The organism is Paenibacillus sp. FSL R5-0345 (assembly GCF_000758585.1).
Lineage (GTDB): Bacteria > Bacillota > Bacilli > Paenibacillales > Paenibacillaceae > Paenibacillus_AQ.
In genome coordinates this window covers 5,157,191-5,174,674 of sequence record NZ_CP009281.1, presented here as the reverse complement: position 1 = coordinate 5,174,674, position 17,484 = coordinate 5,157,191, and the positions used below count along the sequence as shown (strand labels likewise).

Genomic DNA, 17,484 nt, shown 5'->3' with positions numbered 1-17,484 from the left:
TTATCAACAGAGGGGTGAATTAAAGTGCTTGCCAAGACGGAAATGATCCGCCATTCGTCTCCAGCAGGAGACGCACAGGTGATTTGTAGAAATGCAGTGGTAGAAGATGTTGAGCCGTTGTATCTGATGATAGAAGAATACGCACAGCGCGGTATCATGTTGCCCCGTTCCAGGCAGGCGCTGACTCGCCAGATCGATCAATTTGTAATTGCGGAAATCGAGGGTAGATTCGTAGGCTGCGGTTCGCTCTTCAAGCTCGGGAATGATCTCGTAGAGATTCGCTCGATCGGCCTGAATGACGAGGGGAAAGGAAAAGGAATAGGTTCTATGATTTTGGCGAAGCTGGTGGAGGAAGCCAGAAACCAAAAAATCCCTAAGGTCATGGCACTAACCTACGCCGTAGATTTCTTTCTTAGAAACGGATTCGAAGTTGTCGAGAAAGAGATTTTCCCCGAAAAGGTATGGACAGATTGCGTGAATTGTAAAAAGCAGCATGCCTGCGATGAAATAGCAGTACTTAAGATGCTGAACTGACTTGACAATGTCAATGTCAGTTTGGTATTTTTGTATTAGTGGTTAGCACTCATCTGAGTCGAGTGCTAACGAATCGGAGCCAACAGCCGATAGGAGGGGATAACATGTTAACTGATCGCCAGAGAATGATACTAAATGCAATTGTAGATGATTATATTTCATCGGCAGAACCAGTAGGGTCTCGCAGCATTTCTAAACGGGGGGATGTAGGGTACAGCCCTGCGACCATTCGAAATGAAATGGCTGACCTAGAGGATTTGGGTTATCTCGAGCAGCCTCATACATCGGCAGGGAGAATACCTTCCCATAAAGGATACCGATACTATGTGGATCATCTGGTACCGTGGAATTCCGCCGAAACGGCAGAGATGGGCACGATCCGCGCTTTTTTTGCCGAGAAGCTGAATGCGATGGAGCAGGTCATCCAACATGCGGCGATGATTCTTTCCAATATGACGAATTACACTTCCATCCTTCTGGGACCGGAGGTTTTTCATACATCATTGCGTCATTTTCAGTTGTTACCGCTAGATGATACAACCGCTGTAGCGATTATCGTTACAAGTACGGGGCAAGTTGAGAACCGTACGGTGAACATTCCACCGGAGATTTCCGTTTCCGAGATGGAGAAAGTGGTTAACCTACTGAATAGTAAGCTGGTCAATGTACCACTCTATAAGCTGAAGACTCGGCTGTATTCCGAGCTTGGCGAGGAAATGCAGCGTCACATCTCACATTATGAAGAATTAATGCAAGTGCTGGACATTGCGCTGGAAAGTGATCAAGAGCAGCGTATCTATCTCAGTGGAGCCACGAATATGCTTACACAGCCTGAGTTCAAGGATGTTGACAAGGTGAAGAGCATTCTTGATCTGCTGGAAGAGACGCCTACATTGCTCAAAATGCTAGCCCCTACAACAGGCGGCACAGGTATTCAGGTCCGAATAGGGACGGAGAACAATCATGAAGCGTTCGCAAACTGCAGTCTGATCACCGCCACTTATTCACTGGATGGGCAGGCCTTGGGAAGCATTGGCATCCTTGGACCGACACGAATGGAATATGCAAGAGTGATGGGGATCTTGGGCATTTTATCCCGAGATTTGACAGCGATGCTGGCACACTGGTATAAGTGAACAGAGTCAACATTGATTACGTGAATGATTTTAAGGAGGTGAAGACAACTTGAAAAAGGAACAAGTTCAAGATGCTAATGAATTCAAAGATGATTTGATAAATGAGGAACCTGAGGCTGATGCAGCTTCGAAAGCCGACTCATTTACGGCAGAGGAAGTTAGTGAAGGTGCTTCAGACACAGGTACGGAGGTAAAACGTCTGCAGGATCTCGCTGATGAATATCAAGGACGTGCGCTGCGTGCGCAGGCTGATTTCGATAACTTCCGTCGTCGTACTCAGAAGGAGAAAGAAGAGTTGGCTCAATATGCCACCTCCAAGCTCGTGACTGAACTGCTATCAGTACTGGACAATTTCGAGCGTGCTTTAGTCACTACTCCTAGTGGCCCTGAGTCCGAAGCTTTTGTGAAGGGTGTTAATATGATTTTCCGTCAGCTGGATGGGGTATTGAAGTCCGAGGGGCTTACGGCTATGGAAACAGTAGGACAGCCTTTTAATCCTGAATACCATCAGGCTATCATGCAGGTGGAGAGCGAGGAGTACGAAGAGGGTATCGTAACAGAAGAAGTCCAAAAAGGATATCTCCTGAAAGATAAAGTTCTTCGTCCTGCTATGGTCAAAGTCAGCATGTAGTCTGTCAATATAGGACGGGCAGTTTCTGTCCACCAGTGGTACCAATCAGATTTTTTTTGAAAATATAAGAAAGCATAAGTTTCACGCTATATATTATCCTTATATTTCTCGCTTAAACGCTAATCGTTCTAAATAAGGACGTCGAAGGCATTTATGCTTGTATTTTTAAAATTAAAATGAGCGTATGCTCCATATACCTTAAGAGGAGGCAAATTATTGTGAGTAAAGTTATCGGTATTGACTTAGGAACCACGAACTCTTGCGTTGCCGTAATGGAAGGCGGCGAAGCCGTTGTAATTCCAAACCCAGAGGGCGCGCGTACAACCCCTTCGGTTGTAGGTTTTAAGAAAGACGGCGAGCGTATCGTCGGTGAAACAGCTAAACGCCAGGCGATTACTAACCCTGATCGTACGATCAGCTCGGTAAAACGTCATATGGGTACGAACCACAAAGAAAGCATTGATGGTAAAGACTACTCTCCACAAGAAATTTCAGCAATGATTCTTCAAAAGCTGAAATCCGATGCAGAAGCATATCTTGGCCAAACTGTTACTCAAGCAGTTATCACAGTTCCTGCTTATTTCAATGACAGCCAACGTCAAGCTACTAAAGATGCAGGTAAAATTGCAGGCTTGGAAGTTTTGCGTATTGTGAATGAGCCAACAGCTGCAGCTTTGGCATATGGTCTGGAGAAATCCGAAGATCAAACTATCCTTGTTTATGACCTTGGTGGCGGTACGTTTGACGTATCCATCCTGGAATTGGGCGACGGCTTCTTTGAAGTAAAAGCTACAAGCGGTGACAACAAACTTGGTGGCGATGACTTTGACCAAGTGGTTATGGATTACCTGGTATCTGAATTTAAGAAAGAACAAGGCATTGATCTGAGCAAAGATAAATCTGCTGTACAACGTTTGAAAGATGCAGCTGAAAAAGCGAAAAAAGAATTGTCGGGCGTACTGACAACTACTATTTCTCTTCCGTTCATCACTGTAGTAGACGGAGTACCTCAACACTTAGAGATCAACTTAACTCGTGCGAAGTTTGATGAGCTTACTGCTGGTCTGGTAGAACGTACTTTGGGACCAACTCGTCAAGCTTTGTCTGATGCTGGTATGACACCTGCAGACCTTACCAGAATCGTTCTGGTTGGTGGTTCTACTCGTATCCCTGCTGTGCAAGATGCAATTAAGAAGCTTACAGGTAAAGATCCACACAAAGGTGTGAATCCGGATGAAGTTGTAGCTCTTGGTGCTGCTGTTCAAGCGGGTGTATTGACTGGTGATGTTAAGGACGTTGTATTGCTCGACGTAACTCCGCTTTCCCTCGGTATCGAAACTGCAGGTGGCGTGTTCACGAAGATGATCGAGCGTAACACTACAATTCCTACAAGTAAATCCCAAGTATTCTCGACCTTTGCTGACAACCAACCTAGCGTAGAGATTCACGTGCTACAAGGTGAGCGTCAAATGGCGAACGGCAACAAAACACTGGGACGCTTCATGCTGAACGAGATTCCACCAGCACCACGCGGCGTACCACAAATTGAAGTTTCTTTTGATATTGATGCCAACGGTATCGTGAATGTATCTGCAACAGATAAAGGTACAAACAAGAGCCAAAAGATCACTATCACTTCTTCCAGCGGTCTGAGCGACGCAGAAGTAGAACAAATGATGAAGGATGCCGAGCTTCACGCTGAGGAAGACCGTAAGCGTAAAGAATTGGTAGAAGCGAAGAACAGTGCTGACCAACTCGTGTATTCTACTGAGAAAGTGATCAAAGATCTTGGTGATAAAGCTGATGCTTCCGAAGTTGAAAAAGCAAACGAAGCTAAAGATAAAGTGAAAGCAGCACTTGAAACTGACAATCTTGAAGAAATCAATGCTGCTACAGAAGCATTGACTGAGATTGTACAACAGTTGTCCATGAAGCTGTACGAACAAGCTGCTCAAGCAGAGCAAGGTGCTGAAGGTGGCGCTGGAGCCGCTGAAGGCGCTCCTAAGAAAGACAATGTAGTTGACGCTGACTATGAGGTTGTTGACGAAGATAAGAATCAAGGGTAACCTTAAACGATAAGTGTATAGGACGTAACTGATAAATTCTTATATAGTTAAGAAGGGAAGGTCAAAACCGGGTCATCCCGTGTTTTGACTTTCCTTTTGTAATATCAGTTTGCACACTCTTCGCGAATGCGCCTTCTGATATTGTAAGAATAAACATCTGCTGGAACTGGATGGTCAGATCCTAGGGTTTTATCGTATAATGGTTTCTTTGACAGGTAATTAGGAATTTGAGTATGTAACGTACGGAGGTGAAAGCAGTGGCAGATAAACGCGATTATTATGAAGTGCTTGGCCTCAGTAGAGATGCTTCAGACGATGAGGTGAAGAAAGCGTACCGGAAATTGGCGCGCCAATATCACCCTGACGTGAATAAAGCAGATGATGCTGAAGCTAAGTTTAAAGAAGTAAAAGAAGCTTACGATGTTCTTAGCGACGGTCAACAACGAGCTAGATATGACCAATATGGCCATATTGATCCTAACCAAGGTATGGGCGGCTTCGGAGGCGGCGGTGGCGACTTCGGAGGACTAGGCGATATCTTTGATATGTTCTTTGGTGGCGGAGGACGCCGTGATCCTAACGCACCACAGCGCGGTGGGGATTTGCAGTATACGATGACCATTGAATTCAAGGAAGCGGTATTCGGTAAGGAAACCGATATTACTATTCCACGTACGGAAACTTGCGATACCTGCTACGGCTCCGGGGCTAAACCGGGTACTAAACCAGAGACTTGTTCCACTTGTCATGGTAGTGGGCAACAGGAATTCGTACAGAATACGCCACTTGGACAGATGCGTAATCGTCGTCCATGTTCGCATTGCAGTGGTACAGGTAAGATTATTAAGGAAAAATGTACGACTTGTAGCGGACAGGGTAAAGTTAAGAAGCAACGTAAGATTCATGTGCGCATCCCTGCCGGAGTTGATGACGGTGCACAGCTTCGCATGACTGGCGAAGGCGAGGGCGGCTTACGCGGTGGTCCTGCTGGAGACTTGTATATTGTCATCCGTGTCAAATCCCATGATTTCTTCGTACGTGAGAACGACGATATTATGTGCGAGGTTCCACTTACGTTTGCACAGGCAGCACTTGGCGATGAGATTGAGATCCCTACCTTAACGGAAAAAGTGAAGCTGAAGATTCCTGCGGGAACTCAGACGGGTACTTTCTTCCGCCTTAAAGGCAAGGGTGTTCCACGTCTACGTGGATCTGGCCAAGGTGACCAGCATGTTAGAGTCATTGTTGTGACACCTAGCAAGCTGAATGATGAGCAAAAAGATTTGTTGCGACAGTTCGCCTCTCTTAATGGAGAAAACACACATGAGCATGAGCAATCTTTCTTTGATCGTGTGAAGCGTGCGTTCCGCGGGGACTGATATTTCTAACTTCATTAATTGAATAAATAATATAGCAGAGCAGCGATCCTCCCGTTATTTGGGGATCGCTGCTCTGCTTTTTTGGTTATGGCTGCTTGCTAATGCAGAACGTAACCCGTAAACGTGAGATCACGGCTGCGTTTAGGGTCATTTGCTGGCTGCCTCGGAAACACAAATGTGACCTAAAGACGAAAAAGCCCCAGCAGCCATTTGGTCAAGCCCCCATTTTATAGACACTGAAAAAAGACCCTAGGCAATAAGCTGTTTCCGGTACTCTACCGGAGGCAGCTTATTTAACCTTCGTTGTGGCCGATGTTGGTTATAAAATCGAATGTAATCTTCAATTTTCCTTTGTGCCTCATCCATATTTCGGATATCATAAGGATAGAGTCCTTCCGTTTTGAGATGCGAGAAGAAGCTCTCCATAGAGGCGTTGTCATAACAATTGCCTCGGCGAGACATGCTGATTCGGGCCCCAACCTTTGGCAGCATGTCGTGGTATGCATGAGACGTGTATTGGAATCCCTGATCGCTGTGAACGATCAGTCCAGTCACGTCTTTTTGCTGACTCCACGCCTGCTCAAAGGTCCGGAGAACCAGTTCGTTGTCGTTCCTAGCGCTCATTTGATAAGCGATAATTTCGTTATTGAATAAATCTTTAATCGCAGAAAGATAGAGCCACTTTTCGCCTACACGATATTGCGTAATGTCTGTCACCCATTTTTGGTTGGGAGCATCCGCTTTGAAATCCCGTTTCAAAATATTTTTCGCCACACGGTCTCCTTCAGAAGTAGCATAATTACAACGATGTTTTCGGCGGATCCTCGAACGAATGCCTAAATCCTGCATAATTCTGAGTACCTTCTTATGATTCATCCAAACCCCGTGGTCTTGTAGCAAGAACAATTGAATTTGGCGATAACCGTAGACTCCTTCATACCTTTCATAGACCTTCTGAATGAGCGCCTTTGCTTCCTGATCCCGATCTGTTCCTTTGCGCTTCAGGAAAGCGTAGTATCCACTTCTAGAGACCCTAAAGAGTTTACACAGGTTGCTAACGGCATACTCTTTTGCAGCGTTCTCAATGACTCTATATTTGTGCGTTTCACCTCCTGCATCCAGATTTCCAAACACTTTTTTAGCATTTCATTTTCCCGTTTGAGCTTTTGAACATACCTATCTTGATCGATATATTCAATACGACGCCCCCGTTGATCTAGTAGCCCAAATTCCCCTAGCTCTCGGTATTTCTTCATCCATCTCTTTACCCGTCCTTGATCTTGTATCTCAAAATGCTCCGTAATTTTCCGATAAGTCCATCTTTCCTCCACATGTAAACGAATGGCCTCTTTTTTAATCTCATCTGAGTAATTTTTAAACTTCTGTCCTTTAATCGCCATAAAAATGCACCCCCTAGAATTTCATCGGATAAACCAGGGGTTTTTTCCAATGTCTATTCTAAGGGGTGCACTTCACATTGGCTGCTGGGGCTTTCTTTTAAAGTGCAACTAAATGTTGTTCGAAGAACGCAGATCCTCAAGCACTCGGCTTAGAATCGTTGCTGCTTGTGCACGAGTCAGAGTACTTTGTGGGTTGAAGTTGTCCGCAGTAACACCTTTTAGATAACCTTTGCTTACAGCATAGGCTACGGCGTTACGTGCTTCCGCAGCGATGCTGTCGGCATCCTTAAAGCTTAAAGGTATCTTGGCTACTGTAAGATCAGCACCAAGGGCCTTAGCGATGATAAGAGCTGCTTCCTCGCGAGTTAGCACATCACGAGATCCACTTTCTTTGATGCGAGTACTCCATGTGTCACCTTTTCCAAGTAGACGGTCGAAGAGTGTCAGAAGCTCTGCCTGATTTAAGGTGTCGGCAGGCTTAAAGCTGCCGTCGGCTCCTTTGCCAGCAATGATACCATGAGCAGCAAGGACCTCGATATCGGTTTGAGCCCAGTGTGTGCCAATATCCTTAAAGCTTATATTTCTGGATGCTGCGCTGTAAGAACCATCACCAGTAACGCTAAACTGAAGAATACCATCTTTAGTGATAAAACCAGGTTGCAGGTAGGACCATTTACGATCTTTTGATTCTACATAAGCGGCAGTCTTTCGAGCATCATGAAGACTGGCGGCTTTTAGATTAAGCTGAAGGATGATCGGCTTTCCGGTTGTCCAACCATTTCTGATGGTGAGAATAGAAGAACCGATATTTAATGCTGCTGAGCTACCTGCTAAAACTGCTGTGTTGCCCGCATCGGTCAGACTAATCGTAAGGGTTAAGCCGTTGCTGTTGATGAAATCCGGAAGTGTCGCCGCTGGAATGAGTACATTGAATCCACTACCATTTAGGCGGAGTGCATTCTCCGATTTCTTTAACTGCTCGGCTTGGGCCGGGGTAAGAGTAACAACAACTTGGCTATATTTATTGAAGCTTACATCGCTAAGATCAAGTACAGAAGTTTTATCTTTTGCATTCTGGATCGAATTTGCTAATACAGTGTCTAAGATGTTGAACACCGCTGAAGACTTGCCACCTGCTGGATCTGCAGTCTCTACTAGCTTCCCAGATTTCAATGCGATTCCAGAAGCGGGAGCACTAGTTGCTGTAGGTACATTCGATTCAGGTGTTGGTGTTGGTGTCGGTGTTGGTGTTGGTGTCGGTGTCGTTGTCGGAGTTGCTGTTGGTGACTCTGTTGGTGTTGGTGTTGGCTTCGGTGTTTCAGGTGTGTTAACTGTTACGCTTACTGTTCTCAACCCAGATGGGATTGTTGATGTTGTAGCATCATTCCAGACCTGTACATCGTACAGCTCCAAGTCGTATTTTCCCGCTTTAGATGGTTTGAAGGTTATTTTGCCTAGTGAGCCGGAGCCGTGATAAGCACCACCTGACAGATTGACGCTATACTGTGTCAGTTTGCGGCCGTCTCCCAGATCATAGGTTTCTGAGAATTCTGTAAGTGGAACACCATAGAAATTCTCCTCTTGATACGTTGCCAGTTGTACGCTTGGCTGGATCGCTGGTGTTTCGAGAGAACCATCGTAGATGACAGCGAATGAAGCCCCATAGACGCCATAAACCTCATCAGTCACGGAATACCCTAGATCAACGGTTACCGGCTGTCCCAAATCAATAGTGGTTGCAGATAGAGACGGATTTACATTGAAAATACCATCCCCTGTGCTATAAAGAAGTCGCTGTGCATAGTCATCGTCGTCTGCGCCATTGCCTACTTTATCAACCACATAGATTTTGTACTCATTAAGCCCTTCGTTAACCGGAACGTCAATGGAAAAAGCACCATTACCTGCAATTACTCCACCGAATTTATAAGTGTTTCCATCATAATGTTTACCTTCGGCGTACACGGTAAACCAGTTTCCAATAGGTTGTGTATTAGAAATATAATAGGCCATTAGGTCATCATCAATGAACCCACTAATTTCTGCCGCACCAGGATCGGTTGGCGCCTCACGTTCGTACTCCTCAAGTGTGATGCCGGAAACTAATGGCTTCTCGGTATCAATTGTGAACTTGATCTTTTGTGTCTCAAGTTGTTGTCCATTGGGAAGCACAGGAGTGATGTAGTAGTGACCATCTGGTAAAGTGGACTTGGCGGAGGTCTCCAGGTCTGTTAACGTTCCATCCCAATTTGTAATTTCGTACACGCCACGATAGACCTTTTCATCGATAGAATAAACTGCACCTAAAACTGTCGCAGGAGCATCTATTGAAGAGGCTACAAAACTTATGCCATCCAGCTCTTCATTGACAGAGAAGGTAAAGGTGGTATCGTCTGAGCGTCCATCCCCATTAGGAGAGATCTGTGGATCTTCAAAAGAAAGTTGATTAACAGGCTCTAAATTGTATTTATCGCCAACAAGTGCATTAAAGGGAAGACGAAGAGTTTCTGTATCAGAGGTTAGGAACAGGATGCCTTCATATGCTCCCTCTTTTGCAGTGTCAGAAACCTTCAGTGTAAATTGTGCATAATGGTCTACACCTGAGGTAATACTTTTTGGTGCAATATTAATACTAATGTCACCAGGCGCTTCTGTAAGCCATTCGGTGGACAGCGTGTAGGTTGATCCAATCCCTTTAAAGTCCTCTACGTAAACTGATTTCGTTACGCTAGCTCCTTTTGGGAGCAGGCCAAAGGACAAGGAACCTGTGTAATAAGGGATTTCTACAGTCCCAGGAAGGCCGCTAATTAAGCTCTCCCCAACTTTAGCGATAGATTCAGCTTTTGCTGATTTCTCCAAATTAATTAATCCGGCACCTTGTTGATATAAAGAGTAAGCATCTCCATTACGCTTAAAGATAGGATCCGCATTGTTCATCAGCAGTGCTTTAATTTCATTTGGCTTAAGGTTAGAGTTTTCACTCAGTAGCAAAGCGACAGCTCCTACAACATGTGGGGTTGCCATACTGGTTCCGCTTTTTAAGCCATAAGCATGTTCGTAATCCCCAGTCCAGCTAGGAATCGTCGAGTTGATATTGACCCCTGGCGCAACAACATCAGGTTTGATTAGATAATCCGGCATCCCAGGACCTATAGAGCTAAAATTAGCTAACTGATTTACTTCAAGCGCTATATAGTAACTGATTATATCTTTAGCAGCCTTCATCTGAGTTTTTATCTCTTTGCCATCTGCTTGAGTAATTCCGTAGGTAGGAATGTAATTCCCGGGCGCACCGAGGGTGGGACTGATTTCACCTGCAGCATTATTAGCAATTAGGACAAGCTTGGCTCCAGCTGCTTTGGCATTTAGAGATTTATCTCCGAAACTCAGCACACCTCGATCGACAAGGACTACCTTATCTTTGACATCCAAATTTGTGTAATCGGAAGTAGCTCCAAGACCAGCGTAAACGATCTTACTACCAGCGATATTATCAACTAAATCTGGGGAATAAGTGGCTAATGTCCCTGGAATTTTTTTAACATCGCCAATATCAAAGAATGGGGTATTCACTGGGGTAGTAGAAGCACCTACACTAAGTGCAAGTTGAGATCCAGCAGGTTCGCCTAATGTTCCTACATCCGGTCCAGCGTTACCGGCGGCAACAACAACATTTACGCCCGATTTTATGGCGTTGTCTATCGCGATTGAACTTGCGGAATAGCTTTGGTTGACATCAGAGCCCAGGGAGAGGTTAATGATATCGGCTCCATCAGCGACCGCTTTCTCAATACCCGCGATTACAACCGCTGTTGGACCGGAACCGTAAGGGCCAAGTACGCGATACGCGTACAAATCCACCTCAGGTGCAACATCCAATATTGTACCGGCTACATGAGTGCCATGCGAGGTCTCATATGGGCTACCATTTTTTGGAGGGAAGTTAGCGTCAGGAGGTGTTTCTGACGGATCATTATCCTGATCATAGGCATCGTACCCCCCCTTATAATTATCCTTTAATAAAGGGTGATTTTTATCGATGCCAGTATCGACAACCGCTACCTGTACCCCTTCTCCTGTGTAACCTAATGCGTGTAGTTTATCCGCACCTATAAGATTGCCACTGTCCGAATAAGAACGTGTAACAGGCAAAGTCGCTACCTCAACACTGTCTGCTAACGCATGGACTTCATCATTTGGATAAACAGCTGCAACGCCCGGAAGCTCTAACAGCTTGTTAACTTGATTGGCTGGCAGAGTAATGGAATATCCGTTAAAAATCTCACTGTATTCAAAACCGATGTCGGCATCTATTTTCTGCGCTGAGGAAATAAAGCTTTTATGTTCGGAGATAATTTTACTGCGTTGTAAGGAGACTGAGGATCGTAAAGAAGAAGTTTTCGCCTCATTTTCATACACACTGATTGGTTTATTAGTTAATTCCACAATTACGGATACTGGTGCTGAACCTTTGAGCACACCCGCGTAGTTATGAGGGGTCACACTTTGAGACTGTACATTATTAACTAGGTTAGTTGATGATTCAAGGGATGAGTTCGCAAATGCAGCGGATGGAAAAAGGACAGAAACAGCCAGTCCGAAGCTCGCCGCCCCAATACCAAATCTTTGAATAGAGTGTTTAAAGGTACGTTTCAAATAAGTTCATCCTCCCAAAATGAATTTTTATATTGCAGTGTATATCTGTAATTCTCCTCCTCAACGTAAAATGTAAAAAATTATGAAAATTAAATTTATTCTACAGCTATAACTTCAAATCGAATATACAACTTTAGTACTATATTGCAGGGAAGAGTTGAAGAAAATGTCGAATTCCTAGTAGATTAGTGGAATATGAGAAAATAAAGGCATAAAACAAGCGAAAGGAAGACAATATAAAGGAATGCAACAGATATCTGAATTTCAAGCGAGAGCGGGGATAAGATGTCGGAAAGATCTATTTTGGCTTATTTTAAAAGTCCTGAGGAAGCAGAGGGTGTTGCTCGTAAGCTCCGTGCACTTCGGGCCATTGAAATCTCCATTGATCGCTTCAGTAGATATGGAGGCACGAGCTTTAGCTCAGGGGTAAATCCAGTGACAGGCAATGTTGCCAGAATGGACTCCCTGACTGCTGAGCGTGCACACACAGGTATACTAGCTGCTGCGGATACCAGCGCGAGCGGGATGAGTCATGGCGGAGATGGAGGACCGACGGGTAGAGATATTTTACTTACGGTGATCTTGCATTCAGAATCCTATGATCAGGCATTACGCTTAATTGAAGAAGCGGGCGGGATGATTTGAATAATTACTTCATTAATAAGACGAAGGGAGAATAACGATACTATGGATAGAGAGAACTCACAAATATTCTCAAAGACCGAGAAGATGAAAATGCTGTACGAGGCGAAGGCAGAAGACGTGGAATTCTCAGCTGCAGAGGCTGATTTAGAGGATATCGAAGCACAGGCTCGAGCGCTAGAAGCAGACAAACGTCAGCTGCATGAAATTATGAAAAAAGAATAGGAACTAAGTTAAGAAAGATACCTCACATTGTGGGGTATTTTTGCGTTCTGGTGTGTATAATTAGGAGAATAGCCCAAGCTGGAGGGAAAATATGGATAACGTTATTTTATGGACCGGATTAGCGCTGCTTATCGCATGCTTAACTATTATGAATCAGAAGCAACTCTATTCTTCAAAAGTTAAACAAGCTTACCGTGAGCTGCGGGAGCTGACTGAAAAAGTTCGGTTGGAACGATCTGAGGCAAGCGATTTATACCGTTGGGAAGTAGAATTAGCCGAGATGGAGAAACACCCGAGCGAACTTAATAAACTGGATGCCGAGATTGGGCTTCGTCAAGCCTTTGTGATGTATCTGGAACGACATAGTCCACTGGATACAAGACTCCCTAGTCTAAAAGAAGCCGCAGCTCATCAAAAGGATTCAGTGTGGGGAATCAAGATGGGGGATTACGGGTCCAAGAAATAAAGAAATGTACATATAAGAGATCACTTTCCTGGAGTCTTTTTTAGTCACGAATTCAATTTATTTTAATAACAATCATGTATTTCTCTCTGCGGAATAAGAGCGTATAATTGTTGAAATATACTTCAAGATGACGCGAATAACATATAGATATCCAGGAGGAATTATTATATGGGAATGGTATATTCTCAAGGAGTTACCGATGAGCTTGTCGTTCGATCTTTAGAAAGAAATTTAGCTATAATAAGGTTCGATCTTGATCGACGAGTGGCTTATGTAAATGACGTTTTTGCTAGTTCGATGGGGTATAACAAAGAAGAAATGTATGGGATGCATCATAAACAGTTTTGCTTTTCTCACTTTGTAAATAGTTCAGGCTATGAATTGTTCTGGCAGGATCTTTTTTCAGGAAAAAGTTTTCAGGATAAAATTGAACGTATGGATGCAAAAGGAAATGTGGTTTGGCTGGAAGCTACCTATATGCCTGTCTTTGATGAAAATAATGAACAAGTCATTGGCGTATCTAAGATTGCGACTAATATCACGGATCGGCAAAATAACATGAGTGTCGTGGTACAGCGGATGCAAGAGATGTCTGACAGCTTAAATCAAAGAGCCGAGAAAGGCATTGAACGTAGTCAGGAACTATTGCAGAGCGTCGACAAAATTGCTGAAGTATCAATCGAAAATACACAGACCCTAGCTAATCTGGAGACACAAGCGGTATCGATTCAGGGAATTGTACAAACTATTCGTAATATTGCTTCGCAAACGCAACTATTAGCGCTTAATGCAGCTATTGAAGCGGCACATGCCGGGGAGTTTGGGCGAGGTTTTGACGTGGTTGCTAAAGAAGTTCGAAAGCTATCCTCCATGGTGCAGGATTCGATCATTCAAGTAAAAGATAGTGTGGATGCCATCACGCTGGAAATCGATAAAATCTCCAAAGGAACAAACCAGGTACAAGAAAATATAGAAGATAGTCAACAGCAGATTCAAATAGCATTAGATGATTTTAAGAATATTTCTTCCTCAGCCCAAGATTTAGATATACAAGCACGAGAGGTTATGAATATTATTTAATTTTTGTAGGCTGTTAGTGGCAAATATAAAGGAAAGCCAGTTCTCAGATTTATGGGGAGTGGCTTTTTGCGTTGTGAGTACAGTTGAGATCTTCAATCTTTTATTACCAGCCTCTATAGTTTATGCTCAGAAAAACGAACCTTTTCCAAAGACTGGTTGTCATATAGATATCACAGTAAAGAAAGGAGGGCGCAAGATTTGGAGACTAACCGAGAGTTATTCGAAGCCTACAACAAGGATGTATATCGGACCTGCTACTATATGGTGCATGACGCGGCTGATGCGGAGGACTTGACTCAGGATGTGTTCATTACTGTATTTCGTACGAATCGTGAGAACGTAGAGCATATGAAGGCTTGGATTATGAAAATAACGGTCAACCATTGCCTGAATCATTTGAAACGGAAGCGAACTTTACAGCAAAAGGTCTCAGACAATCTTTATTTATTTAAAAAATCTCCTGAAATCCCTGTAGAACGATTGATTGAGCAGCGGGAGACGACAATGGAATGGGCGAAATATTTGAGCCAGCTCCCAGTCAAACTTCGGATGGTGATTACGCTTAGGTACATGCATGATTTCAGCTTGGCTGAAGTATCAGACCTGCTATCCATCCCGCTCGGGACGACCAAATCAAGGCTGCATAAAGGGCTAAAGGTATTGCGGAGAATTTTGCTGGAGGCTGGGGTTCAAATTGAACGGAAAGAGGGCGAATCTTATGAAAAAGTTGGAGAATATGCTGGAGCATCAGTTAAATGAGGGTCAAAGTGTAACATATCCTGATTTTGAAAGCATGTGGGAGAGAATTGAACATAACACTACAACCTCTTTTCACGCCAGGATGAGTAGCAGTAACCAGAAACGGGGGAGAAACTGGAGTAAAATAGCACTTGTCTCATCGTTCTCAGTAGTTCTAGCGGCGGCGCCGGTGTATGCGGCAGTTCATTATAACTGGGATACAATGCTCCATGGAAGAGGTGGAATTCAAGCCGTTCTGGCACAAAATCTCGGCCAAAAGCTGGATCAATCGATAACGAAGGGTGGAGTAACATTAAAGCTACATACAGCCATCGTGGATGAGAATCGGACGGTCATCTTATTCACATTGGATGTTGGACAACGACAGGACAATGAAATTTGGCGTGTGAATGAGATGACGCTAAAAGGAACTGAGGGGGCGAACAGCTCTGAAGCGTACAACTATCTGAACTGGGACGAGAAAAACCAAATTTATAACGGTTATTTCGAAAGTGAATGGACACCAGAGAAGGACACCGTGAATGTTCAGCTAGTTACAAATGATATGCAGGCTTTTAGTGAACAATCGTTAGATTTGCCGCTGGATATTCACTCGACGGAGACACAGAGCTTCCCTATTGGACAGGAGGGGATGCGCAGCATAGAGGTGAAGCCGTTTACCCAAGGTCAAGAGAAAATGTTATTCTCTTCAGCGATCATTTTTGATCAGCCGGAAGCCAAAGGCTGGGCTTATCCAAATATTGTCGGGTACAAAAACGGAACGCTCATAAACTCACTGCCTGGAGGTACTTTCGGTACACCAGGAGAAAAAGGGGAGTATACAGCGCAGCAATACTTTAAAGCGGAGGATGTTTCCGGCGGTCAAATGACTTATAAGCTGCAATATATGAAGAAAGAAAAAGATGTTAATGGACCACTTTCATTCGATCTTCAATTAAGCAAAAAACAGATGGAAAGCGGGACGATAAAAACGAGTCTTAATCTGCCGCTTGAGGTAGGTGAAACTGATCATACACTTGAGAATATGATTGTGTCGCCTACACAAATTCGAGTCACTGTTAGAAGTAAAGATATAGACAATAGCTTCCCTTATAAAAAGTATGCTCTTGAAGTAGCAGGCAAGACGCTTGAGGGGAATTTATGGAGATCTCCAGAAGGTGAGCCGGAGCTGACAGTGCTTCGTTTCGAATGGCCAGTTGACCTTGAAATTACCCAAGAGACTCCGATTACCTTTGTAGCTAAATATAAGGTGACTCAGCATGGCAGCTATAAAATCACCAATAATAATGCTGACAAAATACCGCTGCTTTTAACGAATATCTCTCAAAAGAAACAGACGATTATCCAGCAACTCAGCGGGTATCCGGTGAAGTGGACATACTATATGCAGGGATCCGATCTTTACGTAGAAACTGGGAGTGAAGATGCACGCTTCGGTGGAATTAACCAGACACATATCGGGCTGGGTAAAGAGCGTATTCTAGGTAAACCGATAACCGTCAATTTCGCGGGGGATGGAAATAATAAGGCCATTGATGTGTATAAGGATTTTAAAGGTACAGAAGCTACTATATATATGTTCTACTATACAACTGATGATCCGGATAAAGAATCGAGAGTGCAGATCCAGCCTTAAGAGGTAGGCAATACGTAAGCGTATAGAAAATAGAATAACTTTTTTAGGGGATGAACCTTGTGTTCTTCCCTTTTTTTCGTATACAGTGAGTAGACGTTGTAAAGGTTTAGCTATGAATAATTAAAGGGGGGAAATGATGGAAGTCACTCGCTGTGCTTGGGTCAATGATGATCCTCTATATATTGCCTATCATGATGAAGAGTGGGGAAAGCCTCTGTATGGTGACCAAAAGCTGTTTGAATTGCTGATGCTGGAAGGGATGCAGGCAGGGCTGAGCTGGTACACGGTACTAAAAAAACGGGCGCGTTTCAGAGAAGTATTTGACGGATTTGATCCAAATAAGATTGTTCATTATGATGAAACCAAAATTGCAGAGCTAATGAGTGATCCAGGGATTATTAGAAATCGATTGAAAATTGATGCTATTATCCGTAATGCGGGTGTGTATTTGCAAATTTGCGAGGAATATGGCAGCTTTGCAGAGTATCTCTGGAGCTTTGTCGGAGGTGTGCCAACTGTTAATCATTGGAATACTCGTGCAGATGTACCTGCTTCGACGGCTCAGTCTGATGAGATGAGTAAGGCATTAAAGAAGAAAGGCATGAAGTTTGTGGGTACTACAATATGCTATGCTTTTATGCAGGCATCGGGGATGGTGGATGACCATTCGCTCAACTGCTTTTGTAGGCGTAAAGAGGATGTCGCAGGTCGTTGAGCTGTAGTTTGGCGTTACACCAATAAGAAATGTTATACTATGAAGCGAATGCTTTCGAAGTCAGTTTTGCACGAAGTGAATCAATGAAGCAAATGCTCACAAAACTAAGCCTATGCTTTCGAAGTCAGTTTTGCAGGAACTAAATTCAAGTGTAGCAAA

Annotated in this window: 15 protein-coding genes; 12 read left to right on the top strand and 3 right to left on the bottom strand. The window is 43.9% G+C overall.

What is annotated here, in order from left to right:
- Positions 1 to 42: 42 nt before the first annotated feature.
- The 5 genes from R50345_RS22910 to dnaJ all read left to right on the top strand — a co-directional run bounded on the left by R50345_RS22910 (position 43) and on the right by dnaJ (position 5,746).
- Entirely contained in the window at positions 43 to 534 is a 492-nt protein-coding gene (locus tag R50345_RS22910; protein WP_042132402.1) for an N-acetyltransferase, read from the top strand.
- Between the two features lie 104 nt (positions 535 to 638).
- Entirely contained in the window at positions 639 to 1,670 is a 1,032-nt protein-coding gene (hrcA, locus tag R50345_RS22905) for a heat-inducible transcriptional repressor HrcA (RefSeq protein WP_042130390.1), read from the top strand.
- A 49-nt stretch (positions 1,671 to 1,719) separates the two neighbouring features.
- A complete protein-coding gene (gene grpE, locus R50345_RS22900; RefSeq protein WP_042130389.1) occupies positions 1,720 to 2,301 on the top strand; it encodes a nucleotide exchange factor GrpE in 582 nt (193 codons plus the stop codon).
- Positions 2,302 to 2,519: 218 nt separating this feature from the next.
- Positions 2,520 to 4,367, top strand: a complete 1,848-nt coding sequence (gene dnaK, locus R50345_RS22895) for a molecular chaperone DnaK (protein WP_042130388.1) — start codon at positions 2,520 to 2,522, stop codon at positions 4,365 to 4,367.
- Positions 4,368 to 4,624: 257 nt separating this feature from the next.
- Positions 4,625 to 5,746, top strand: a complete 1,122-nt coding sequence (dnaJ, locus tag R50345_RS22890) for a molecular chaperone DnaJ (protein WP_042130386.1) — start codon at positions 4,625 to 4,627, stop codon at positions 5,744 to 5,746.
- A gap of 249 nt (positions 5,747 to 5,995) precedes the next feature.
- Here dnaJ and R50345_RS22885 read toward each other — a convergent pair whose 3' ends face one another.
- The 3 genes from R50345_RS22885 to R50345_RS32240 form a co-directional block, all read right to left on the bottom strand.
- A complete protein-coding gene (locus R50345_RS22885) occupies positions 5,996 to 6,796 on the bottom strand; it encodes an IS3 family transposase (protein WP_231574208.1) in 801 nt (266 codons plus the stop codon).
- On the bottom strand, positions 6,748 to 7,146 hold the full coding sequence (locus tag R50345_RS32060) for a helix-turn-helix domain-containing protein (protein ID WP_042123336.1): 399 nt from the start codon (positions 7,144 to 7,146) through the stop codon (positions 6,748 to 6,750). The genes R50345_RS22885 and R50345_RS32060 overlap by 49 nt, the downstream gene beginning before the upstream one ends.
- Positions 7,147 to 7,254: 108 nt before the next feature.
- Positions 7,255 to 11,802 (bottom strand): S8 family serine peptidase, encoded by a 4,548-nt coding sequence (locus tag R50345_RS32240; protein WP_052414700.1) that lies wholly within the window; start codon positions 11,800 to 11,802, stop codon positions 7,255 to 7,257.
- A 285-nt stretch (positions 11,803 to 12,087) separates the two neighbouring features.
- Between R50345_RS32240 and R50345_RS22870 the strand changes: the two genes are divergently transcribed.
- The 7 genes from R50345_RS22870 (at position 12,088) to R50345_RS22840 (ending at position 17,325) form a co-directional block, all read left to right on the top strand.
- Complete coding sequence (locus tag R50345_RS22870) at positions 12,088 to 12,447, top strand: hypothetical protein (RefSeq protein WP_042130384.1); 360 nt, start codon at positions 12,088 to 12,090, stop codon at positions 12,445 to 12,447.
- Between the two features lie 42 nt (positions 12,448 to 12,489).
- Positions 12,490 to 12,669 carry a YfhD family protein gene (locus tag R50345_RS22865; protein WP_042130382.1) on the top strand — a complete coding sequence of 60 codons (180 nt, stop codon included), beginning with the start codon at positions 12,490 to 12,492 and terminating at the stop codon, positions 12,667 to 12,669.
- A gap of 91 nt (positions 12,670 to 12,760) precedes the next feature.
- On the top strand, positions 12,761 to 13,135 hold the full coding sequence (locus R50345_RS22860) for a hypothetical protein (RefSeq protein WP_042130380.1): 375 nt from the start codon (positions 12,761 to 12,763) through the stop codon (positions 13,133 to 13,135).
- 168 nt (positions 13,136 to 13,303) lie between these two features.
- A complete protein-coding gene (locus R50345_RS22855) occupies positions 13,304 to 14,215 on the top strand; it encodes a methyl-accepting chemotaxis protein (RefSeq protein WP_042130379.1) in 912 nt (303 codons plus the stop codon).
- A gap of 198 nt (positions 14,216 to 14,413) precedes the next feature.
- Positions 14,414 to 14,974 (top strand): RNA polymerase sigma factor, encoded by a 561-nt coding sequence (locus tag R50345_RS22850; RefSeq protein ID WP_042130377.1) that lies wholly within the window; start codon positions 14,414 to 14,416, stop codon positions 14,972 to 14,974.
- Entirely contained in the window at positions 14,934 to 16,610 is a 1,677-nt protein-coding gene (locus R50345_RS22845; RefSeq protein WP_042130375.1) for a DUF4179 domain-containing protein, read from the top strand. The genes R50345_RS22850 and R50345_RS22845 overlap by 41 nt, the downstream gene beginning before the upstream one ends.
- Positions 16,611 to 16,746: 136 nt before the next feature.
- On the top strand, positions 16,747 to 17,325 hold the full coding sequence (locus tag R50345_RS22840; protein WP_042130373.1) for a DNA-3-methyladenine glycosylase I: 579 nt from the start codon (positions 16,747 to 16,749) through the stop codon (positions 17,323 to 17,325).
- Positions 17,326 to 17,484 lie beyond the last annotated feature (159 nt).

Excerpts from the sequence above, each read along its gene's own strand:
- R50345_RS22910 (WP_042132402.1), top strand. The coding sequence starts at position 43 with ATGATCCGCCATTCGTCTCCAGCAGGAGACGCACAGGTGATTTGTAGA.
- hrcA (WP_042130390.1), top strand. The coding sequence starts at position 639 with ATGTTAACTGATCGCCAGAGAATGATACTAAATGCAATTGTAGATGAT.
- R50345_RS32060 (WP_042123336.1), bottom strand. The coding sequence starts at position 7,146 with ATGGCGATTAAAGGACAGAAGTTTAAAAATTACTCAGATGAGATTAAA.
- R50345_RS22870 (WP_042130384.1), top strand. The coding sequence starts at position 12,088 with ATGTCGGAAAGATCTATTTTGGCTTATTTTAAAAGTCCTGAGGAAGCA.
- R50345_RS22865 (WP_042130382.1), top strand. The coding sequence starts at position 12,490 with ATGGATAGAGAGAACTCACAAATATTCTCAAAGACCGAGAAGATGAAA.
- R50345_RS22860 (WP_042130380.1), top strand. The coding sequence starts at position 12,761 with ATGGATAACGTTATTTTATGGACCGGATTAGCGCTGCTTATCGCATGC.
- R50345_RS22855 (WP_042130379.1), top strand. The coding sequence starts at position 13,304 with ATGGGAATGGTATATTCTCAAGGAGTTACCGATGAGCTTGTCGTTCGA.
- R50345_RS22845 (WP_042130375.1), top strand. The coding sequence starts at position 14,934 with ATGAAAAAGTTGGAGAATATGCTGGAGCATCAGTTAAATGAGGGTCAA.
- R50345_RS22840 (WP_042130373.1), top strand. The coding sequence starts at position 16,747 with ATGGAAGTCACTCGCTGTGCTTGGGTCAATGATGATCCTCTATATATT.